Annotated in this window: 20 protein-coding genes; 12 read left to right on the top strand and 8 right to left on the bottom strand. The window is 42.8% G+C overall.

Translation table 11 applies throughout. The features are described from left to right. Positions 1-226 precede the first annotated feature (226 nt). Complete coding sequence (locus F6K53_RS31970; protein WP_364304483.1) at positions 227-1,990, bottom strand: ABC transporter ATP-binding protein; 1,764 nt, start codon at positions 1,988-1,990, stop codon at positions 227-229. 849 nt (positions 1,991-2,839) lie between these two features. Here F6K53_RS31970 and rimM point away from each other — a divergent pair. From rimM to F6K53_RS31945, 5 genes are all read left to right on the top strand, one after another. Continuing rightward, a complete protein-coding gene (gene rimM, locus F6K53_RS31965) occupies positions 2,840-3,469 on the top strand; it encodes a ribosome maturation factor RimM (protein ID WP_293030146.1) in 630 nt (209 codons plus the stop codon). 359 nt (positions 3,470-3,828) lie between these two features. Then, positions 3,829-4,719: an alpha/beta fold hydrolase gene (locus F6K53_RS31960; protein WP_293030143.1), complete on the top strand. Its 891-nt coding sequence runs from the start codon at positions 3,829-3,831 to the stop codon at positions 4,717-4,719. 814 nt (positions 4,720-5,533) lie between these two features. Then, the gene (locus F6K53_RS31955) at positions 5,534-6,076 is read left to right on the top strand and encodes a hypothetical protein (protein WP_293083470.1); all 543 of its coding nucleotides are present in this window, start codon (positions 5,534-5,536) and stop codon (positions 6,074-6,076) included. After that, positions 6,061-6,843, top strand: coding sequence for an ABC transporter ATP-binding protein (locus tag F6K53_RS31950; RefSeq protein ID WP_293083467.1), 783 nt, complete (start codon positions 6,061-6,063; stop codon positions 6,841-6,843). The genes F6K53_RS31955 and F6K53_RS31950 overlap by 16 nt, the downstream gene beginning before the upstream one ends. Before the next feature lie 574 nt (positions 6,844-7,417). Next, on the top strand, positions 7,418-7,954 hold the full coding sequence (locus F6K53_RS31945; protein WP_293023269.1) for an NADPH-dependent FMN reductase: 537 nt from the start codon (positions 7,418-7,420) through the stop codon (positions 7,952-7,954). A gap of 480 nt (positions 7,955-8,434) precedes the next feature. Here the strand turns inward: F6K53_RS31945 and F6K53_RS31940 are convergent, their stop codons facing one another. Next, positions 8,435-9,136, bottom strand: a complete 702-nt coding sequence (locus tag F6K53_RS31940; protein ID WP_293023271.1) for a Crp/Fnr family transcriptional regulator — start codon at positions 9,134-9,136, stop codon at positions 8,435-8,437. Positions 9,137-9,209: 73 nt separating this feature from the next. Between F6K53_RS31940 and F6K53_RS31935 the strand changes: the two genes are divergently transcribed. The 3 genes from F6K53_RS31935 to trpE all read left to right on the top strand — a co-directional run bounded on the left by F6K53_RS31935 (position 9,210) and on the right by trpE (position 12,834). Continuing rightward, the gene (locus F6K53_RS31935; RefSeq protein ID WP_293023273.1) at positions 9,210-10,151 is read left to right on the top strand and encodes a DALR anticodon-binding domain-containing protein; all 942 of its coding nucleotides are present in this window, start codon (positions 9,210-9,212) and stop codon (positions 10,149-10,151) included. A 630-nt stretch (positions 10,152-10,781) separates the two neighbouring features. Then, positions 10,782-11,210, top strand: a complete 429-nt coding sequence (locus tag F6K53_RS31930; protein ID WP_293023275.1) for a photosystem I reaction center subunit II PsaD — start codon at positions 10,782-10,784, stop codon at positions 11,208-11,210. Between the two features lie 94 nt (positions 11,211-11,304). After that, positions 11,305-12,834, top strand: coding sequence for an anthranilate synthase component I (trpE, locus tag F6K53_RS31925; RefSeq protein ID WP_293083464.1), 1,530 nt, complete (start codon positions 11,305-11,307; stop codon positions 12,832-12,834). Between the two features lie 41 nt (positions 12,835-12,875). Here trpE and F6K53_RS31920 read toward each other — a convergent pair whose 3' ends face one another. Together F6K53_RS31920 and F6K53_RS31915 are read right to left on the bottom strand one after the other, a co-directional pair. Continuing rightward, positions 12,876-13,118 (bottom strand): FeoA family protein, encoded by a 243-nt coding sequence (locus F6K53_RS31920; protein ID WP_293083461.1) that lies wholly within the window; start codon positions 13,116-13,118, stop codon positions 12,876-12,878. Positions 13,119-13,512: 394 nt separating this feature from the next. Beyond that, positions 13,513-13,998: a photosystem I reaction center protein subunit XI gene (locus tag F6K53_RS31915; RefSeq protein WP_198954299.1), complete on the bottom strand. Its 486-nt coding sequence runs from the start codon at positions 13,996-13,998 to the stop codon at positions 13,513-13,515. Positions 13,999-15,626: 1,628 nt separating this feature from the next. On the opposite strand from F6K53_RS31915, the gene F6K53_RS31910 reads away from it, so the two are divergent. Next, positions 15,627-15,746: a photosystem I reaction center subunit VIII gene (locus tag F6K53_RS31910; protein WP_071986957.1), complete on the top strand. Its 120-nt coding sequence runs from the start codon at positions 15,627-15,629 to the stop codon at positions 15,744-15,746. A gap of 151 nt (positions 15,747-15,897) precedes the next feature. Here F6K53_RS31910 and F6K53_RS31905 read toward each other — a convergent pair whose 3' ends face one another. Together F6K53_RS31905 and F6K53_RS31900 are read right to left on the bottom strand one after the other, a co-directional pair. Continuing rightward, on the bottom strand, positions 15,898-17,025 hold the full coding sequence (locus F6K53_RS31905; protein ID WP_293072746.1) for a HEAT repeat domain-containing protein: 1,128 nt from the start codon (positions 17,023-17,025) through the stop codon (positions 15,898-15,900). Between the two features lie 94 nt (positions 17,026-17,119). Next, a complete protein-coding gene (locus F6K53_RS31900; protein WP_293023286.1) occupies positions 17,120-17,524 on the bottom strand; it encodes an NIL domain-containing protein in 405 nt (134 codons plus the stop codon). 267 nt (positions 17,525-17,791) lie between these two features. Here F6K53_RS31900 and F6K53_RS31895 point away from each other — a divergent pair, with 267 nt between their 5' ends. Both F6K53_RS31895 and F6K53_RS31890 read left to right on the top strand, forming a co-directional pair. Beyond that, on the top strand, positions 17,792-18,400 hold the full coding sequence (locus F6K53_RS31895) for a thioredoxin family protein (protein ID WP_293036674.1): 609 nt from the start codon (positions 17,792-17,794) through the stop codon (positions 18,398-18,400). 177 nt (positions 18,401-18,577) lie between these two features. Continuing rightward, positions 18,578-19,249, top strand: coding sequence for a DUF2062 domain-containing protein (locus tag F6K53_RS31890; protein WP_293083458.1), 672 nt, complete (start codon positions 18,578-18,580; stop codon positions 19,247-19,249). 29 nt (positions 19,250-19,278) lie between these two features. Here the strand turns inward: F6K53_RS31890 and dndE are convergent, their stop codons facing one another. Further along, positions 19,279-19,674 carry a DNA sulfur modification protein DndE gene (dndE, locus tag F6K53_RS31885; protein ID WP_293066081.1) on the bottom strand — a complete coding sequence of 132 codons (396 nt, stop codon included), beginning with the start codon at positions 19,672-19,674 and terminating at the stop codon, positions 19,279-19,281. A gap of 203 nt (positions 19,675-19,877) precedes the next feature. On the opposite strand from dndE, the gene F6K53_RS31880 reads away from it, so the two are divergent. Beyond that, positions 19,878-20,396, top strand: a complete 519-nt coding sequence (locus F6K53_RS31880; protein ID WP_293066084.1) for a hypothetical protein — start codon at positions 19,878-19,880, stop codon at positions 20,394-20,396. On the opposite strand, the gene dndD is transcribed toward F6K53_RS31880, so the two are convergent. Then, on the bottom strand, positions 20,386-21,164 hold a 779-nt coding region (dndD, locus tag F6K53_RS31875; RefSeq protein WP_293083455.1), incomplete at its 5' end, for a DNA sulfur modification protein DndD. The genes F6K53_RS31880 and dndD overlap by 11 nt on opposite strands.

Genomic DNA, 21,164 nt, shown 5'->3' with positions numbered 1-21,164 from the left:
CCATAGCTCGTAATTTTACACTCAATTTATACCGTGACCAAATGTTTAAAAATATGGCACAAGCTCAACGACTTTGTTCTTTTGGTCTAGACACGCTTAAGCAACTTTTTAGAATGAAATAGCCCTGAGCTGAAGTCCCCCTTTTTAAGGGGGATTTAGGGGGATCTCTTTGCACCTCATGGGAGAGAGAATTGCTATAACTAACCTGCTCCTGCGTCTTTCCAATTCAAAAATTAAGGCTTTGTTCATTTAAAATAATGTCTTGATAAGTACCTGACTTCACTAAACGACCTTGATCGAGTAAATAGATACAATCACAATGTTCAATAGTGGAGAGACGGTGGGCAATGATAATCATCGTTTTAGTGCCATTCAAGGATTTAATTGCTTCATTAACCAAGTATTCAGTTTCATTATCTAGTGCAGAAGTCGCCTCATCTAAGACTAAAATTTCCCTCTGATGGTAAAGTGCGCGAGCAATTCCTATGCGCTGGCGTTGACCACCAGATAAACGCACTCCCCGTTCACCAACAACAGAGTTAACTCCCTCAGGCAATTGCTCAACAAACTCCGCAAGTTGAGCAGATTGGATAGCCTGATCTAATCGTTCTCGATCAATTAAATGCTTTGGAACACCAAAGGCAATATTTCCTTCGATTGTGTCATCTATCATAAAAATCGACTGTGGGATATAGCCAATTAAATTTTGCCAGGAACGCAGATTATTATATATCGATTTACCCTTGTACCTAATCTCACCACTCTCAGGAGCTAATAGACCTAAAATAACATCAACTAATGTTGTCTTACCTGAGCCTGATTTACCGATTAAACCAATAGATTGACCTTTGTTGATAGTCAAGGATATGTTCATAATAGTAGGGTCTAAAACCTTGGGATAGCGGTAGGTAATTCTATTAATTTCAATTTGATTATCCTCCGGTGATAGACTTCTATTAATGTCAATGGACTTGGCAAAATACCTGAATTGCTCTGAGGGAGTATTAGGCTTGGATAGGGGAGATAAATATGATAAATATGTAGGCTCAAAAATTTTCTCTACTTCAATGTTTTCTAACTCTTTTAAATCCAAGTATATTTTATTAATCGAATAGCTGGAGTTTCGCATCAAAGCAATATTAGATGTTAAATGACTAAATGCTGGAATCATGCGCACAGAAGCCAAAGCGAAAATACCTAAAACTTGGATAATATTTTCTGTTCCAAGGTTAAAGACTAACACTATAGATACAAAAGCTACTAAAAATGTCACTAAAATCGCTTCAATTATAATGCGAGGCAAAGCTTGGAAAGTATGAAACGATGTCATGCCATTAACCAGTTGATCGACTTGATCACTCATTTGCCTTTCAAAGTAAGATTCGCAACCAATAATTCGTGTTTCTTTTAATCCTCCAAGGCTATGATTGATGATGCGAATCATTTCCTCCTTAGATTGAGATACTTTTTTTCCCCATTCGGAAATTTTGTCTTTAAATTGGTAGATAATTCCCAAGGGAATTAGTAAAACCAAGGCTAGAGTAATTGTGGCGATCGGATCGGTGATTATTAGTAAAACAACTAAAAATACTATAATAATAAAACTAGCTACGGTTTTTAGGAAAGGAATCATAAATTTTACACTAAAAACTCCAGAGTCTTCCAAAACCGTGTTGATCAAAAAAGCTGTATTTTTTCTGAGATGAAATGTGTAAGGTGCTACCAAGTAGGCGTGGAGCAAATTTGATGATAGTTCACCATACTGAGTAAAGCTAAATTTAAAGATATATTTTTGAGCTTGGAAACTTAATAAGGATTTAGTCCAGAAGGCAACAATAATGATTAAACCTAGCAAGGCAATAAACTGAACTTCAGAAGTTAAACTTAACTTGACATAAACCCAATGCAGCCGAGAATTTAGTTCAATCAACCTTGGGTTAGTAGCTAACCCCATAAATGGCCCGACAAGTCCAATACCTACAGTATCCAAGAGGGAGGTTAGTAAGATTAATAACAGAAGAGGGATTAGTCGGAGTTTTCTTTCTCCGAGAATGTATAAAAAATTTGACAAATAGCTAACCATTTGGTATGTAAATTATTAGGATGATAAAGGAATAATTTAGTGTAATTCAGCTTTATGATGCAGTCAAAGATATGATTGAGATTGGTCAAATCTAGACAATTGTCCTAGTCCGCTGGCATTGCCGGCATCAAGAGAAGCTCGACAATCTCAATCCCTTCCATAAAGCCATTCAGCTCTCGAAGGTGAGCTAATGCCGAATTGCGTTGATTGAAGTAACTCTGATTAGACTGTTAGCATCTATAACGTTTATAAAAGAGTTTTTAAAATCCAGAAGCCCACAAGCCCTGTTAGTGTCGGCATCCTGTCTATGTTATACTTACTATAAAATATATTGATAATTTTTATACTTAAATTGTTTATTATTTTCCTAGGAAAAAACGAGTAATTTCATAGATTTTAATTGCCCTTAATTTAGCCAGAATAGTAATTGATAGATTGAGGAAACATATTAGCCGATTTTATTGGAAAATTTATAGACAATTCTCCTGGCAATTTATAGTGTGTTTTCTATTATTTTTTCTGAGCAAAATGCCGGGAATCAGGATAAAATAAAATGACAGGTCCGCGCTATCCACGCTCTCGGACCCCTTTAGGGATGATGGTACTATAGCGCTACGCGCAAGTCAGCAAGGTTCTTGCGTCAGAAGTCAAAAGTAAGCTATGACTAAGTTTGCTGAGTTTAGGAATGTCCTAAGCTTAATGCGTAGTGCTATACCTTGCCCTTAGTGCTTAGTTCACTTACCTAAAAATGCTCAAATGACCAATGACGACTGGCTAGAAATCGGTAGAATTGTTTCCCCCCATGGGCTAAAAGGAGAGTTGCGAGTCTATCCCAGTTCTGACTTTCCCGAGAGGTTTGAGGAGCCAGGACAGCGCTGGTTAAAACCACCAGGGGATAATCCACCCCAAGCTGCAGAATTACTTTGGGGACGTTTTGTCCCTGGTAAAGGGTTATATGTTGTGCAGCTAAAGGGGGTAGACAACCGGGATCAGTCAGAGGCGTTGCGCGGTTATCAACTGTTGGTACCAGCCAGCGATCGCCCAGAGTTAGAGGAAGATGAGTATCACATCTTAGACTTGATTGACCTTGAAGTGTTTAATCAACTCACTGGTGAAGCTGTGGGAGTAGTCGTAGATGTGATCCCAGCTGGTAATGACCTTTTGAAAGTTAAATTGCAATCTTCAGTGCAACCGCCCCCAACCGATGCGGAAACTGCACCACCCACTCGAACTAGCAAGAAACGCCAATCCAAGGGTAAGAAGGAACCACAGCCAGCAACGGTACTGATTCCCTTTGTGAAAGCGATCGCACCAGTGGTCGATCTCGAAAATGGTCGGATTGAGATTACGCCTCCTGCGGGTTTACTAGAAGTCAATCAACGTTAAGTCATAAGCGTGCCACGCATCTAAATTTAATTTGTATTTAATCTGTTCATGTTCTGTGAGGGTGATAAGCGCCCCGAAATCCTGACCAGCTCTAGCTTTAAGGTCACTATTATCCCAAATTATACAATGCCCGATTTCGCCACTTACCTCGCCACTTACCAAGGGCGGGTTAAGTGGTATCCTCCTGGGAGTGGAAAGCTGAGATTGAAGCCTTGACCTGATCAATCCTTGCTAGGTCATGTTTAATCGTATTTTAATATAAGTTTTTATTATAACTAATTTATCATCCAGAATCAACTTAGTACCTAAATATTTAGTAATATTAAAATGAGTAAGTTAATTAAAGTTAACAAAAAGCTGTGTCTACACAAAAACTAATACCCTACCACACTACGGAAAACCATGTTTGGAACTGGCAAGGTAACCATATTCAATACACCGTCATGGGGACTGGTAAGCCTCTACTGTTGGTTCATGGTTTTGGGGCATCCATTGGACATTGGCGTAAGAATATTCCTGTCCTAGCCGCAGGGGGTTATCGAGTGTTTGCCATCGATCTGCTGGGATTCGGAGGTTCTGATAAACCTGCCTTATCCTACACCGTAGAGTTGTGGCAACAACAAATAAAGGACTTTTGGGATACCTACATCAATGAACCTACCATATTTATCGGTAACTCCATTGGTGCTCTGTTAAGTCTGATGGTGGTCACAAACTATCCTGAGATTGCTGCTGGTGGTGTCTTAATCAACAGTGCTGGTGGACTCAATCACCGCCCTGAAGAGCTAAATCTACCTTTGCGCTTGGTCATGGCAGCTTTTACGAGATTAGTGAACTCTCCAACCTTTGGACCGTTCCTGTTTAACCGTATCCGCCAGAAACATCGCATCCGCAGCACCCTTCGTCAAGTCTACTGTGATTCAGATGCCATTACAGAGGAACTTGTAGAGTTAATCTACCAGCCTGCTTGTGATCCCGGTGCTCAAAAGGTATTTGCATCAGTTCTTACTGCTCCTCCTGGTCCTAGACCTAGTGAACTTTTACCGAAGTTACAAAGTCCTCTACTCATTCTTTGGGGAGAAGAAGACCCTTGGACACCGATTTCTGGTGCTACCATCTTCCAAAAACAGAGTCATCAGGGTAAAGACGTAAAATTTGTAGGAATTCCTAAGGCTGGTCACTGCCCTCATGACGAAAACCCAGAGTCCGTAAATTCACTGATTCTCGATTGGTTGTCATCTCGCTGGTGAAATATAAAAGCAAGTAATCAGGGTCAATCACGTTAGTAATAAGGGTAAACTTTAACATTTACAGCTATTTATAATACTGAAGATTACCCCTGTAACCCAAGATAATATTCCGTAAATTCACTGATTATAGATTGGCTTTTTTATGGATATAAATACTAATAAGCAATATCCCTGAAGCCATGACAATACTATCGGTGATTAGCCTTAAGCACATAGTTATTATGGAATCAACAGCTATATTTTCGGTGCATAGATTGTTAGAGGTAATCCATCTGAAGTAACCGAAATTGAGTGAGTGTGAGCTATGTACGTGTTATTACTGATAACCGGAGCGGGAAGAGTTAATTTAAATGCTTCTTCAACAGGCTTGAATGATTTAGATATTCTTAACAAAGCCTTTGTCAGGGTCAGATTCTTAAATAACCAGCTAGGGTGGCTCTGAAATCAAAATAAGATAAAGCTCTTGCAGTATTCCAGAGAACTATTTAAGTAAATTCACGGCAAGCTTTTTGAACTATTTCTGATTCTTAAAGTATTGTTTAAGTGGTTGTCGCGACGTCTTTATTGTCAATAAATATCACAATTTAGAAGAAACCCAACTTGGCTTCCAAGTGTTAGGAATTTAACGCGGAAGCTTTAACTCTTTTGTTGCCAAGATACAACTTAGACACTATGGGGTTTAACCCCCCTATAGATAATGGCAATATTATGGGCAGTATATAACTTATCTTCTACTAATGGTGTGAATACATTGTGAATGAAAAAATTATACAAAACTTCCTAGGAGTTCATGTATGGACAGGAGGAGATCATAATGACAATTGAAGAATTAGCCCACGGTTATATGACAGCTCCAGTCTATGAAGCTCCTAATTCCTTACTTAGAGAGTTTCGTCAATTTGTCATTGACTTAGCAAAGGTAGAATTGCAAGGTGTTAATTTTGAGTATGTTGACTACCAACCCTACTTTAGAGGACCAGATCTATGTCTGAATGACATCAAAGCTGACTTTGAACAAGGAAATGTTAGAATCAGCGCCCAATATAATGAATCAGATCTACTAGGTAAGGACGTCAATTTAATTTTCCGATGTATTCATGAAAGGCATCACGTTAAACTCGATGTGGACTTTGGCTGGGAAGGCGAGTGCGCCATTGCTGCTCACATTATGTCCTTTACGGACAACCTTTTGTTTAAACAACTCCTTTTCAGTGAGGGGCTAGGGCAAGTGGCTGTGCGCCTGCATACAGGAGAATTTCCTGATTACCAAAAAGTAGTTCTATTTGATGAAGAGGTTATACATTGTATGGAGAAGACAATGAAAAATGTCAGAAATATTCGATGCCAGAACCACTGATTGAACTCAAGGGAGTCAGCAAATCGTTTGGGAGTAATGTCATTTTGAATCAGTTGGATCTAAAAATTTATCAGGGTGATGCCCTAGTCATTATTGGTCCTTCTGGAACCGGCAAATCAACAATTCTTCGGATTATTGCTGGCTTACTACCTGCTGATGTTGGTGAAGTTTATGTTAAAGGGCAACGGCGCTCCGGTTTAATAGAAGATGCTCAAGATCCCATTGGCATTGGTATGGTATTTCAGCAAGCAGCTTTGTTTGACTCGCTGACGGTGGAAGAGAATGTGGGTTTCTTGCTTTACCAGCACTCTAAACTACCACATCATCGAATTAGGAAATTGGTTAATCAAAGTCTGGAGATGGTAGGGTTATCTGGTGTTGGAGACCGCTACCCAGCTGAGTTATCAGGAGGTATGCGCAAACGAGTCAGTTTTGCCCGTGCTATAATTTCTAATCCTGATAATCCCAGGGACAACCCAGAGGTGTTACTCTACGACGAACCAACCGCTGGACTTGACCCGATCGCCTCAACAGTGATTGAAGATTTAGTGCGCCAGATACAACGGGAAGAAAACGCTTGTAGTACTTACCTAATGGTTACCCATCAGGAGAGTACAATTCGCCGCACCGCTGACCGGGTTGTTTTCCTCTACAAAGGCAAAGTACAGTGGTCCGGCAGCGTTGGGGAGATAGATACCACAGATAATCCTCTAGTGCAGCAATTCTTTAGTGCCAGTACCACTGGTCCAATTCAAGTAGTAGGTTGACTCTAGGTCAGGAGACTGTATTGATTAATTTGGTTAGGTTCATTGGCTCTAGGTTGAATGGCTCTAGGCTAAGCGGCTCTAATTACTAGTCAATCACCAGGACCTGTGTTAGCCATTCGGGCTGATCTCGATGCCCTGCAGATTCAAGCAACAAAATGATCAGGTGCGACCCGTGGCGAATTTAATTCTTAATGGTAAGAGCGCACCTATGCCTTATCAGTCACAGCATGATGGTCGAATGTATCCTTGCGGTCATGATCGACATACTCCGATCTGCCACAACAGGAGTTTGACAAAGTTGCTGCCAACTTGCTAGACTAAACGTAGTCATAACGACTACGCATAATAGCCGCTTTCCTTAGATAATTGGTAGCTTTCACGACAAAAAATCACAACTTGAGGTGCGACCCGTGGCGAATTTAATTCTTAATGGTAAGAGCGCACCTAACCTACTGAAACACTAAGCACTCAGCTTGGTTGACGGTTGACAGTCAACCAGACTCAGCACTCAGCACTCAGAAATCAGTACTCAGCAATCAGCAATCAGCACTATAGTTAAACAGAGGTTAGTGAGATGGTGAACATTGTTGGAATTAGTGGTAGTTTACGTCCTGAATCCTATAGCTATCATGCTCTAGAGCATGCCATAGACCGAGTGAAAGCTCATGGTATATCCACTGAAATCCTTGACTTGCGTCAGATGCAATTACCATTTTGCACTGGTGATAGTGACTATGCAGACTATCCAGATGTCACCCGATTACAGGAAACCGTGAAGCAAGCTGATGGCTTAATTCTGGCAACACCGGAATATCACGGTAGTGTCAGTGGTGTACTTAAAAATGCCCTAGATTTGATGAGTTTTGAACATCTCGAAGGCAAAGTTACCGGTTTGATTAGTGTATTGGGGGGTCAGTCTAATAGTAACGCTCTCAATGACCTACGGATAATTATGCGCTGGGTACATAGTTGGGTCATTCCAGAGCAAATTGCCATTGGTCAGGCTTGGAAAGCCTTTGGTGAAGATGGCAAGCTTTTGGATAAAAAACTCTCCGAGCGCTTCGATAAATTTGCTGAAAGTTTGGTAGCAAATACTCAGAAGTTAAGGTAAGCTCAAATCCGCTTAGGGACTTGGGTGTAAAAAAAATACCAATTAAATTAGGGTGGGCAAACTATAGCAATTCTCATTTTGAGGTGCGACCCGTGGCGAATTTAATTCGCCGTTCGCGTAGCGCTCCTACGGAGAACGGAAAGCGCACCTATTGGGTTTTAGGGAGCAGGGACTGAGGCCGTAGGCCACGCGGGGCGCGTTCGGAGCTGGGAGTAGCGCTGCATGGCTTCGTCCCTTGAATTTGGAAATTTGGAAATACCATTACACCCATTGCTATAAAAAAAACTGGCTGTGTTGTGAAGGGTGTTACCCCTCACAGCACAGCCAAGCTGATCATCAATTACGGCACAGGATGGCTGATTTGTGCGATCTGTTAGGTATGTCTTTATTAAAAAGCAATTTACCATGGCTGTGTTGCCAGTTTGGCAGTAAATTAGATTTCCACTGCACTTACTCGAACACAAGTATCTATAAGTGTACCTAATTAGGAGTTATCTTAGGTACTGAGTCACCTGATAAGCAAATTAAATTATCCTTCTGAGTGTTGATGATTCCCCGTTGGCGAAGCTTTCCGATCAAGCGAGTGACAGTCACGCGGGTGGAGCCAATGGCACTACCGATTTGTGCATGAGTTAAGGGAAATGGTAAGCAGTAACCTTCCTGACACGGTTCCCCGAACTCTTCAACCAATAGTATGAGGAATCCCAAGAGCCGATCAATGGTTCGTCGCTGTCCTAAGGTACTCAGCCACAGTAGTTTGCGTTGATGCTGAAGCCTAAATGCATCTAAGATCTCCCGTCGGAAGTGTGGCCAGTTGTCTAAGTCATCCCAGTACATCCATACCACAGCAGTTTGCTCAACGTGGGAGTAAGCCTGAAGTGTGAAGGGTGAAAGGGCAACAATTTCAAAAGGCTGACCCGCACCAATGAATCCTAAAAATGCTTCTTCCATATTCTGATGGGAGCATTGAGATCCAGAAAAATTGGGGCTAGCGCTGACTTGAGAAGTACCCACCAAACGGATTGCCCCCCGCTCTACCAAATACAACAACCCAGGACGGGTAGGAATCCGCTCATCTTTGCTAAACGTCCTATAACGGTAGTGTTCCTGTCCCCAATCTAAGATCCTTTGCCAAGTTACAAAGGGTCGGGATGCCTCTAATGGGTCGGATGGTGAATACATAAGCTCCGAGCCTGATGGATACACAAGTTTATCTAGATCTTACATGGACTCCAAAGTAACAAAAAATACCTTGATGAGTAGCTCATGGCGCGTAAATTTGTCAGGTAATTCTGCTGCCCTGAGTACCCGATTACAACAACAGATATCGAGAGCAATGGTATATTCTGGTATTCCCCAGTTGATATTGGAAACGATTCCTTTAGAACGCTGCTCAGATAATACTGGTGTAGCATATCGCTCAGCGATCGCTCTCAAGCTTTCTCGCGCCATGCAGCAAAGTCCTCTAGCCATTGCTGATCAGTTAACTGTATCTTTGCCAACCATAACTCAAGATGGTGGGAAACAAAACTTGATCGAATTCGAGGTTGAAGTAGCTCCTCCAGGCTGGATTAATTTTTGGCTGACAGATCAGGGGTTAGCAACTTGGTTACAAGATTGGATTCAACCTTCAACAGATACGCTGATTAGCTTTCGGCCTCAACAAGGTCAAAAAAATCTCTTGCCCTACTTAGAACTTAACACTCAGCACTCAGGACTCTTCTGGCAAGATACTTCCAAGATCTTTAGAGTTCAGTATGCCCATGCTCGTTGCTGCTCACTCCTGCACTTGGCTCATCGCCAGGGCCTAATCCAGATTCAGAGTATGGACTTGAAAACCTCTAGGGGACTGATAGTTGTGCCATATCCAATTCCCTGGTTAAAAGACGACCTAGGAACAGGGACAAATCAGCCGCTTATACAGTTGCTCCATCCAGCAGAAAGACTTTTGATTGGTCAACTTATTGACTTGACAGACTACTTGAGTGGAACCGAATCAAAGAATTGGCTAAAGTTGGCAAGTTCTGTGAGTAATGCGTTTGAGCAGTTCTACCGTAGATGTCGCATTTGGGGGGAGGTGAAACACCAGACCCCTAGGCTGGCTCAAGCAAGGTTAGGATTAGTGGGAGTAACTCAAGTAGTTTTGCGATCGCTTCTAGAAGACCAACTGGGTGTCCCTGCACCAGGTGAACTTTGACCGAAAAAAAAATTTTGCCAAAGGGGTTGACAAATCCAGAAAGCTTTCGGTATATTTACGGATGTGTGAGGAGCGAACCAGTCAGGGAACCGAGACGAAACACGGCCAGTCGTCGGTTCCCTTTCTGATTTAATTACCTGATTTAATTGTCTGATTTAATTAGCGCAGGCAGATCCCGCCGTTAGTGAAGCTGGCTTTATAAGCAAACGGGGGCTCTTTGACCTAAGCAAATAATTGACCTAAGCAAATAGCCAGGGCTGGGATGGGTGAGGCTGAGATTGGGGAGAAGCCCACTCTTACCAGACACAGAAGTTTCAGAGTATTTCACATAAAAAAAATTAGGATAGGGAGATGTGGGTGGTTTCAGGTCACTGGCTTGACTGGTAACCAAAATTTATTTTGTGTGTTTTTATTATATTTTATTTGTTATTGCTCCTTTGTAATCAGCCGAAAGTCTCGCGGCAGCAGAAATGACACGTGACCAATGACTAATCACCAATGACTAAGACTAATGACTAAAATCAGGAATAGCTAAAGAACTGTTACAGTTCTTGACAAAGTAGCCAGACAGGTATGAACTCGATGATAGCATTCCCTTGAATGCCTTATTATAGACACGAGAAAAAAACTATGGCAGAAGAACTGACGGGACAAACTCCCATATTTGGTGGTAGCACTGGCGGATTGCTGACCAAAGCTGAAGTTGAAGAAAAATACGCTATCACCTGGACAAGCTCAAAAGAGCAAGTGTTTGAAATGCCTACTGGTGGCGCTGCCATCATGAATGAAGGGGAAAACTTGCTCTACTTAGCTCGTAAGGAACAGTGTCTGGCATTGGGAACCCAACTGCGGACGAAATTTAAGCCCAAAATCGAAGACTATAAAATTTACCGGGTTTATCCCAATGGTGAAATCCAGTTTCTGCATCCTGCAGATGGGGTATTCCCAGAGAAAGTCAACGAAGGGCGTCCCTATGCAGGGAAAATAGACCGCAATATTGGCAGCAACCCAGAACCTGTAACTATCAAGTTCAGTGGGAAGGCACCTCACGAGGTTTAGTTCATCAGTGATAAGGTAAAGGGGAAAAAGTTGAACGTTGTGACCAACAGTTTCAGCTGTTTGCCGAATTTTTAACCTTGAGCTGAGAAAGACCATGATTTTCCCAGATTTTTCCCAATTTTCAACCGTAGCTCAACAAGGTAATTTTGTACCGGTAACCCAGGAGTGGGTGGCGGATTTAGAAACGCCAGTTTCTGCCTGGTATAAGGTCTGTGCTGGTCAACCCTACAGCTTCTTGTTGGAATCGGTAGAAGGTGGGGAAAATCTGGGACGTTACAGTTTACTAGGTTGTGACCCCCTGTGGGTATTGGAAACTAGGGGAAATCGCACGACTCAGACCAACCGGGATGGCTCAGTCACAGTATTTGAGGGAGACCCCTTTGAAACCTTAGCGAATTGTCTGAAATCCTATCAACCTGTAAAGTTACCCCAATTGCCGCCAGGAATTGGCGGTTTGTTCGGTTTTTGGGGTTATGAGTTAATTCGTTTTTGTGAATCCCGTGTGCCAATTTATCCCCTAGAGTCCAATGACTTGCCCGATGGATTGTGGATGCAAGTGGACAACCTGATTATTTTTGATCAGGTCAAGCGTAAGATTTGGGTGATCGCTTATGCTGATCTACGACATGCCCAAGGAGATTTAGAGGCAGCCTATCAAAAAGCATGCGATCGCGTTCGTACTCTGGTCAACAAACTACAAGGGCAGCTCTTAGGTAAGGACACAGTACTCCCATGGACACCTCCAGATAGTGCTACTCAAGAACTGTCTTATATCAGCAATACAGACAAATCCCAGTTCTGCGCTAATGTCGAAAAAGCGAAAGACTATATCCGAGCTGGGGATATCTTTCAGGTGGTATTGTCCCAGCGCCTCTCGACAGAATACAAGGGTGACCCTTTTGCCCTTTACCGTTCCCTAAGGCTGATTAATCCCTCCCCCTACATGGCGTATTTTAACTTTGGGGACTGGCAAATCATTGGATCTAGCCCAGAGGTAATGGTAAAGGCAACAGCTTCCCCAGAGGAAAAAATCCAGGCAACGTTACGACCAATTGCTGGAACTCGACGTCGGGGTCAAACTCCTATTGAAGACGAAGCTCTAGCTCAGGAGTTACTCGAAGATCCAAAGGAAATTGCCGAACACATTATGTTGGTTGACCTGGGTCGCAATGACTTGGGTCGTGTGTGCAAGAGTGGTACAGTCAGAGTTGATCAACTGATGCTCATTGAGCGCTACTCCCACGTCATGCACATTGTTAGCAATGTAGTAGGGGAGCTGGATGCTAGTAAAACAGCTTGGGATTTACTGAAAGCTTGTTTCCCTGCGGGGACAGTGAGTGGAGCCCCCAAAATTCGGGCAATGGAAATCATTCAGGAACTGGAACCAGAACGTCGCGGGCCTTACTCGGGTGTCTATGGCTGGTACGATTTTGAAGGTCAGCTCAATAGTGCGATCGCAATCCGGACTATGGTAGTTCGCTCATGTGGTTCTGGTAAACATACCGTGTCAGTGCAAGCTGGTGCTGGCTTGGTAGCAGATTCTGACCCAGAAAAAGAATATCAAGAAACCCTCAATAAAGCTAGAGGCTTACTAGAGGCTATCCGCTGTTTAGACTTTGAGTAGTAAGCTATCAGCTAGGCGCGCCCCTAACCACTAACCGCTAACTATTCCTTGACAGGGTTAACTACAATCATGCTAGCTTCTTGCCGTCGGATAGCTACTTCTGTGGTGGAACCAACTCTAATGTGTAACGGTCCCCCAAACCAGGCTGAGCGCAACACTTGTACCTGTCTATCAGGAATAATGCCAATTGCTTCTAGTCGATTGGCGAGACCTTCGACCTGCAAACCGATCTGAACTTTCTCGATAATGGCAAGCTTTCCAGGTTTTAATTCCGCTAAAGTCAAGTCGCTTCGCTCCAATTCAAAATTAAAAATTATTAATTCAAAATGACAATCAGTGGGGGCTTGTACCCAGAATTAAAAAATTGCCAAATTTATGATTTTCTTTATTTTGAAGTTTGAATTTTGAATTTTGAATTACCACTAGGGGTCATTTAGTTAATTATTAATTTGCAGGCTAAGGTATTGTATCTTTTTTTGTGCTTCAAACAAAATAAAGCCTTTTTGGAGCATCAATTATTATTAAAGGAACATCCCTCTTTTCTTGAAATCGACGTCTTTGGTGGAGTGCCAACAAGAGAATAGGTGATTTAACTAAGTGTCAGTCACCTTACTCTCTTGCTTAGCTATCGGCTTTCGCCTCCGCTGCGCGATCAGAAACTCTTGTCTCCAGTCAGAGTTAAGAAGACCATACTCCACTAGCAATCTTTTGCAGTGGCGCTAGATGAGGTGTCTGGCATAGGAAATAGGCGAAAAATGCCCCGCCACAAGCACCAAGCAAGAAACCACTGGCAAATTCACTCCAGCCTTCTTTAGTTCCTAAGTCTTCTGGTGGATTGGGTGTTGTCAATGTTGCCTTAGGTTTGCCGGAGCCAGCCGCTCCATAAATAGATAAAGCAACTGTCAGAAGAGCCACTAAGCCAACTGTTGCCAGTAAACCAGCTGTGCTGGCATAGTCTGTCCCACGTAACGGACCTAGTAAGGCAAACGGTCCATACAGAAAGTAGCCATGAGCCATACCAACTTCTAGACCCCGGCGATTGGCTGAGAGCCCTTTACGGTAGGCTGGCAAGTTGTTGATGAAAGCTTTTGTGAAAGCAGAGGAATTAATTGGGGTGGCTAGATTACCCACTTGGGGATCTCCACCATGGTCAATTACATCCATCGTCATTGTAAATTTATCTCCTATAAAATCGGATAAACCCCTTGAGTAGTAATACTTTAGGGGGGAGAAAAGGAACTGAAAGAATCAGCACGAGTAATCGTCGCTGAGAAGTGCATCCTCTCGTAACGAATTATACGAGATATTGTTCTTTTTCCTAACCTTCTTAGTCAATGGCAAAAATTTTCGCCTTAGTTCTTTACGGTAAAATCACCTTTGCCAAACTATTGTAATCACCTAAAACCAACGGTTTTGATGACTAACCCCCTTTTAGCTTATTAGGTTTTTGTAACAAAAAGTAATTAATTTTTGTAAAGTTTATTGGGCAATTTTTGTTAAAAATCTTAATAATTATCGGACTGGCATAAACTTTCCAGTAATCTGAGCCATTGAAGAAACTGGGTCGGTGGTATAAAGGCGGGTTGGGATCACCCCTCTCATGCTATGAGGTGAAACGGGAAGTTAACCCAAATTGACTGGACTTGTGTGGTTTTGTCTAGGTCAACGACAGGTGTTGATGTCAATAGAGGAATGGCAGACTGATTAGAATTGACTCCATCAAAGACTCAGCAAGGGCAGAAGCAATCATCAGGTTTTTGCCACAGGTTGTCTCGGAAATTCCGAGGTAGATCAAGGTATTTCATAGTCGTGAACCATGATAGGATTAACTTGTCGAAAAAATCGATAAGCACCTACACAGAATTAATTACCTACTCCAAATTTATGTAACCCTTACCCTGCAAGGCTTTGAGTTTTGGAAAATGTGCAATTAATTTTGTTTACCTGCTTAGCTTCCTCCGCTGGGCATGCCCCACAACGAACATGCGCAGCATGAGTGTGGGATGAATCGCGGAGCATTAACTCGCTATAAACAGCCTGAAAAACGTTATACTAAAAATAGTAGGGAAAACAAATTAAGAGCTAACCGCCACCTACGTGCTTAAAAATAGAACTTATTGTATTGTTCCGGCGCGGAGGGGCATCCCGTGTCGTTAATAAAGCTTACCGAGTATCCTAAGCGATGGCTGGAGTTGGTAAGAAGCCCACACTGTAATCTTCGGCGAAGCCGACGCTACGCGAACGATAAGCGTGTGGGAGTATGTCACTAATCTACCCCTCTAGTAAGCGGGTATCTGCCGTTTTCCAGTCATCTGGATAGCAGTGCTGGGTCTTTAATGTAGAGCAAAGCCCTGCCTCGGCAGTGTAAGACCGGCACCTACTTCCGTAGGTAGAGGCTTACTTCCGATCAAACTGGCAACCAACACCATACCTGATTGGGTTGGTGTGGTGAAAGGTTAGTAAACAGCTAGAGAAAATGTCGCAGAGTCTACCAAAAACTCTTATTATTTGTTAGACTTAAATTAGGGTAACACCGACAGGGATTATTATGTAACTTAAATTAAAGCCGAAAACCAAGGGTTTAATAGTTGCGCTCTCGACCTACGGTGGAACCAACTTTGTTGACATTTTTATGGCGCTCGCGGGATATTCCGTCAGAGCTTTGGGAGATACCCCCTGGATGTGAAAGCATCTTGCATTGGCGGGCCTTGGTCTATCTTGGTAGACTTTGGTAGCTAAAAAGTATCGGTTAAACTTGTTACTGTATTAATTTGCAAATAGGAAAATAAGATATGACAGGCGCATACGCAGCTTCTTTCTTACCAACGATGCTAGTCCCCTTCATAGGCTTAGTTATGCCTACTGTAGTTTTGGGACTTTTGTTTATCCACATTGAAAGCGACGCTGACTAAACTAGCTAGAAGTCCTGCAGGATACCAGCCCCCTTTGTTCAAGGGAGTATGGGTGAGAGTTGGACTCAATCATGGGGGTTGACTACCGAGAAAGGGTCATCAATCCCCACATCCCTAGGGTTTTGGGCTATGCTTTTCGATTAGAGTAAAGTTAAGGCTTAGAGGGCTTTACAGTCTTCTTAGCAGGTTTGGGTGGTTGAGTTCGCCGATAACTCTTAAACTGACTAATCCCAGCACTGGCAGATTTAACCACATTACTATCTGGATCCCTTAATGCCCTTTCAAGCAAGGGTATAACTTTTTCAGATTTAATATTACTCAGGGCTTCAACAGCAGACTGTCGCACGGATGGTTGGGGATCTTGAATCAATTTGCCAATCAGCGGTATGGCCTGTTGAATTTCGGCTCTGAGTCCTTGAGCAGCAGCAATTTTCCCCAAGGCTGATGCAATTGAGCCACGAATGAGGCTTTCAGGATGATTGATGTACTTACTTAACTGGGGAATATCCCTGGCTTGACCATAATTTCCCAAAGCAGTTATGGTTTCACCTAAGTCGAGATCACTTTGACTGGGCTGAGCAGTAATACTTGGGGTTTCTGTCAGCACTGGTTGCTCTGGCTGACTGGGCTCAGGCAACATTTCGTCCTTGACCACGGGTTGAGGCTCGTCTTGATTGGTTTCTGCCTCTTCTAATAATTCGACTAATTCATTACCAGTTTGCGCGGAAGTTTCCTCTGTTTCATCTAGGTTCTTAACCTCGTCTGGTATTGGAGATTGATGCGCTTGTTCTAATTCAGCAATTTTTTGATGGGCTAACTCTAAATCAGCCTGATATTTTGCTTCCAAAGATTGCAGCTCTTGGCGAAAATTAGACTCAAGTTCTTCCTTTAACTCATGGGTAGCTTGTGTCAATTGTTCTTGATATCTTGCTTCCGAGGATTGGACACTTTCCAGAAGACTAGCATCAAGTTGTTGCTTCAGCTCATTAGTGGTTTGGGTTAACTGAGCCTGATAGTTTTCCTGTAAAGGTTGGGCAGCAGCAGCAGCGCTAGACTCTCCCTGCTGTTTGACTTCCTCAATTTTCTGATTTAATTGCTCTCGATAACTTTCTTGCAGAGCTTGAGAATTTTGTTCTATCCTAGTCTCATACTTATTTTGAAAAACTTCTAATTTTATGTCGGTTTGTTCGGATAGAAAATCCAGTTTATTTTGCAGTATAAAAAATACGATTGCCCCAACAACGGCTGCTGCAAGTATAGCTACAAGAATTGGTATCATGAGGGCTCCTCTTGGGGTTGATATTTAGTTGATTTTATCTGAAAGTGTGCCTGAAAACAGGGTTGTTGGGCAATAGCTTAAGGCGTCTGAAATCTTAAAAATTTGTAGAAATGGCCTGAACAGGGCAAGTGGGGATACACTGCTCACAGACAATGCAACGCGATCGCTTAAACTTCAATCTGAATGTCTCTAGCTCAAGACTAAGGGCTTGAGTGGGACAAACCCCAGTACATAAGCCACAATCGACACAACTATCCTCATCAATCAAAATCTCGCGACTTAGCAGGGAAACATCAATGTTTTGCGATCGCATCCACTCAATCGCAGCATCTAACTCATCAATGTCGCCAGATAACTCTAGCACAAGTTTGCCGATTTGATTGGGAGCGACTTGGGCCCGGATGATATTAGCAGCCACATTGAAATCCTTTGCCAGTCGGTAAGCCACCGGCATCTGAATCGCCCGTCGGGGAAAGGTCAGAGTTACCCGTTTTTTCATGGTGATTTGTGAAACTTTATCAGTAGACCAGTAAAAATTAACGTAACATTCCCACTCCTTGATAGTTAACAGTCAACAGTCAGCCGTCAACCGTCAACAAAAAACCTTTTAATCTGATCTACTTCTAAGTTGCTCAGCAGTTACGCCCCAAACCCTGCTATTGCCAGATTTATAACGAGAAACCGGGTTTTAAGGCTGTTGGTGCCTAAGTGCTCTTGTTGTAAAATGTAAACAATTATAAAGTTATAGCAAGAAAGTTGTAGCAAGATGGCTATTAATTCACCAGACTCAACTACACCATCCTCCTCCCCTTCAGTACCCACTAGTGGCAACCGGATCAGAAACTTTTTAATTGCCCTAGTAGCGATCGCACTGGGTGTTGCCCTATTCTTGGGATTAAAAACTGATACTAGTCTCGGTTCCTTGGAAGCCCAAGCTGAAGCATCTACCCCTCTAGAGGTGGCACTCAGCAATGGTAAGCCAACCTTGATGGAGTTTTATGCCAACTGGTGTACCAGTTGTCAAGCCATGGCAAAGGATTTGGGTCAACTGAAACAGCAGTATAAAACCAAAGTCAATTTTGTCATGCTGAATGTGGATAACAGCAAGTGGTTACCAGAATTGGTCAAGTATAGAGTAGATGGTATTCCTCATTTTGTATATTTTGATGAAGCCAGCACAGTGATCGCCCAAACTATTGGAGAACAACCCCGTCAAGTACTCGAAGCTAACTTAGATGCCATAGTAACCCATGTGCCTTTACCTTATAGCCAAGCTAGTGGTACGGTTTCGGATATTGACGATTCCCTGTCAGTTACAATCACTACTCAAGATGATCCTCGTAGCCATGGCAGTCAGGTAAAAGGCACAAGGTAAAAGGCACAAGGTATAAGGAAGCTTGCATAAAATTTATTAAGATTTTTGTAGCTTTATTTTCCCCTTTGCCCTTTGGCTTTCGCCCTTGAAGCTAATTTTCCGCTACAGTAAAGATTACCTGCTGACTAATAATCTGCCCCAGTTGCTAGAGGGTTGGTTGCTGATTGATTTGCCAAAATGTCTAGAAAATCCCTGTCAAGCTACCCACAGCCTTTACCCTCAGCCACCAAACCCCTTGACCTAGGTAAACGAAAGTCGATCAGACCGAGGGGAACTTTTAGACGACGCCTAAAATACATATATTGGCGCTTGGTTCGTATGCAAGGAAAACCAGAAGCGATCGCACGAGGTTTAGCATGTGGTGTGTTTGCTGGGTTCTTTCCGCTGTTTGGTCTCCAGTTATTTATAGGGATTTTGCTGGCGGTACTCTTGCGAGGGAACAAAATAGCTGCTACTGCTGGAACTTGGATTAGTAATCCCTTGACTTATGTACCGATTTTTGCATTCAACTTTCACGTCGGAGAATGGCTACTGAATCAGGATGAATTGGCTAATGTGAGTTTCCAATCTTGGCAGGAATTTAGAGAATTGGGCTCAGAAATTGTCCTAACCTTATTTGTTGGTTGTTTTGCCGTTGGGTTGGTTTGTGCTGTGGTTAGTTATTGGTTGAGTGTAAAGCTGATCTATCGATTGCGGAGTGCTCGTTCCTTGCAGCATCAGAAAAAGCGATGTTCCTTTGGAACTGCTTCGCGATGCTCTGAAAGAACTGCTACGCAAACGCACCGCATTGAACACTATAGTTCTCAATCCTCAGTGCTCAGTGCTGAGTCCGAGAATGCTAACTCCTGAGTCCTGAGTAAGACTTCACCTTTTATACTTCATCCTTGATCCTTGATAACAGCCAGGGCGATCAAATCCTCAATTTTTTTAATAGTGGTATCCCCTGCTAAGTAACCAATACCTCGATGAAGGTGCAGGCGAAACTGATTCCCTAGAGTTTCTGGCTCAAAACTTAAGCCATCGTTATGGCACCGTTGTTTCAGAGCAATCAGGATCAGATCAGCCATATCTCCTGCTATAACGCTCCAAGTGAGTTCGAGTTTACTATCAGCAGGTATGGTAACCGGGGAGGGCATTGTCGGTTCAGCGAGGGAACGGCAGATTGCCCAGCGGCAAAGGACATTCCACTGAGGGATTTTGGTTTGACGTTTGAGTTTTATTAGTTGGTCTTTGGCAGTTTGGGAAAGTGTGATCTGGTTTATTGGGGGTTGCATGTATATATTAATGAAATCAGGTTTACGGTTTATGAAAAACTACTTTAGTATTTGCCCAAAGTCGTGATAGTTTGGCAATTTGAATACTTGTAAAAAGATAGAAATATTCAGATCATGATTTAGCTATAAGTACTCAGCCGTCAGTAGAACTTTTTAGGGTAAATTGGCGTCTTTGATAGCAAATAGCGATAAAATTAACAAGCATGTACATTCGTAAAACTGTCTTCGCCATTGCCCTATTGATTAGCCCGTTATTGATTACTGCTTGCGGCTATAATGAGACAAAAGAGTTAGTAGAAGAACCACAGTTACTGTCAAAACCTCTAACCATCCGGACAATACTAGATAAAGAGCAACCAATTACTGCTGGAGAAACTGTCCAATTCGCTTTTAAAACTGTTGGTGACCCTGTCAATATCTTAGAGCCGATTCCGTTGAGAATGACTCTCTACCTACCAGATGGTAGCCAACAACAGTTTATGGTCGATTTGCAAAGTCCAGTTGTCTATTACCCTTGTGATCCTATACCAGGGGAAGACGATTCTTGTAACTATCCGAGGGTGGGTTTGGATCCTACGGCGGATCCTAGTCAGCCCTATCAACCAGGCCCTAGCATTACCTTGGAGCAAGAAGGAGAATACAGGATTACGTTAGACCCTGTCCTAGAAGTAGTGCAAGACAAATTACATGGGCAATCAACAACATTTATGGTCATGCCGTGACCTTTTCTGAGTCAAAGTAACCCGATTCCACGGTTGTTCGATGTTTTTCTGGGTCATAATTGAGTATATACTGTTGTGCGATCGCATCAGCTTCTCGTAATTGTTTAGCTTCGACCTTACCAATTTCCGTATCTGTAGACAGCAGAATCACCTGATGGGAGGCAGCGGGGAAGTAGCGTTCCACTAGGTTGCTGCGATGGGACGAGTCCAATCGTCCGAGGGGGGTATCAATGGCTACGGGTAGATTACGTCCAGAAACACGGGCTAGTCCCCACAATAATGCGATCGCTAATAATTGCTTTTCCCCAGCCGATAGACGATGTTTCGGTACAAGTTTTCCTTGTAGGTCGTACAGGGATAGGCTGAAGCTGTTGGTGTCGATGGCAACTCGATGGACTAGGTCAGATTTATGAAGGAGATAAAGAAAGCATTCGGTTACCTCATGTTCTAATTTATTCAGTTTTCTCAGAGTTAACTGTTCCCGGAAAACCTTAAGGCTCTGTTGGACTAATGCAGATGCTGCAAGCATATGCTGATCATTTTTGCGGTCAATGGTTTCTTCACCATACCTGGCTAAGTCTTTTTTGCTTTGTGCGATCGCATATCCTAATTTATCACAGCGGCGTTTAGCGATTTCGTAAGCTGCTTGAGCTTGAGCCAATTCCGTTTGTGCCTGTTTTAGTGCATCTTCGAGTTCTTGATAGGATTCCGGAGGAGCAGCTGTTGCTAGTTGTCGTTTAGTAGCATTAATATCTGCTTCCAGATTTT

The organism is Moorena sp. SIO4A1, assembly GCF_010672065.1.
In the GTDB taxonomy this organism is placed as follows: Bacteria; Cyanobacteriota; Cyanobacteriia; order Cyanobacteriales; family Coleofasciculaceae; genus Moorena.
Note: the sequence above shows the minus strand (reverse complement) of the source record. Positions and strands in the feature narration are given on the sequence as shown.

What these genes read in the sequence shown, in the direction of transcription:
- rimM (WP_293030146.1), top strand. Translation starts at nt 2,840, where the DNA reads ATGACCAATGACGACTGGCTAGAAATCGGTAGAATTGTTTCCCCCCAT.
- F6K53_RS31955 (WP_293083470.1), top strand. Translation starts at nt 5,534, where the DNA reads ATGACAATTGAAGAATTAGCCCACGGTTATATGACAGCTCCAGTCTAT.
- F6K53_RS31950 (WP_293083467.1), top strand. Translation starts at nt 6,061, where the DNA reads ATGCCAGAACCACTGATTGAACTCAAGGGAGTCAGCAAATCGTTTGGG.
- F6K53_RS31945 (WP_293023269.1), top strand. Translation starts at nt 7,418, where the DNA reads ATGGTGAACATTGTTGGAATTAGTGGTAGTTTACGTCCTGAATCCTAT.
- F6K53_RS31940 (WP_293023271.1), bottom strand. Translation starts at nt 9,136, where the DNA reads ATGTATTCACCATCCGACCCATTAGAGGCATCCCGACCCTTTGTAACT.
- F6K53_RS31935 (WP_293023273.1), top strand. Translation starts at nt 9,210, where the DNA reads ATGAGTAGCTCATGGCGCGTAAATTTGTCAGGTAATTCTGCTGCCCTG.
- F6K53_RS31930 (WP_293023275.1), top strand. Translation starts at nt 10,782, where the DNA reads ATGGCAGAAGAACTGACGGGACAAACTCCCATATTTGGTGGTAGCACT.
- trpE (WP_293083464.1), top strand. Translation starts at nt 11,305, where the DNA reads ATGATTTTCCCAGATTTTTCCCAATTTTCAACCGTAGCTCAACAAGGT.
- F6K53_RS31915 (WP_198954299.1), bottom strand. Translation starts at nt 13,998, where the DNA reads ATGGATGTAATTGACCATGGTGGAGATCCCCAAGTGGGTAATCTAGCC.
- F6K53_RS31910 (WP_071986957.1), top strand. Translation starts at nt 15,627, where the DNA reads ATGACAGGCGCATACGCAGCTTCTTTCTTACCAACGATGCTAGTCCCC.
- F6K53_RS31905 (WP_293072746.1), bottom strand. Translation starts at nt 17,025, where the DNA reads ATGATACCAATTCTTGTAGCTATACTTGCAGCAGCCGTTGTTGGGGCA.
- F6K53_RS31900 (WP_293023286.1), bottom strand. Translation starts at nt 17,524, where the DNA reads ATGAAAAAACGGGTAACTCTGACCTTTCCCCGACGGGCGATTCAGATG.
- F6K53_RS31895 (WP_293036674.1), top strand. Translation starts at nt 17,792, where the DNA reads ATGGCTATTAATTCACCAGACTCAACTACACCATCCTCCTCCCCTTCA.
- F6K53_RS31890 (WP_293083458.1), top strand. Translation starts at nt 18,578, where the DNA reads ATGTCTAGAAAATCCCTGTCAAGCTACCCACAGCCTTTACCCTCAGCC.
- dndE (WP_293066081.1), bottom strand. Translation starts at nt 19,674, where the DNA reads ATGCAACCCCCAATAAACCAGATCACACTTTCCCAAACTGCCAAAGAC.
- F6K53_RS31880 (WP_293066084.1), top strand. Translation starts at nt 19,878, where the DNA reads ATGTACATTCGTAAAACTGTCTTCGCCATTGCCCTATTGATTAGCCCG.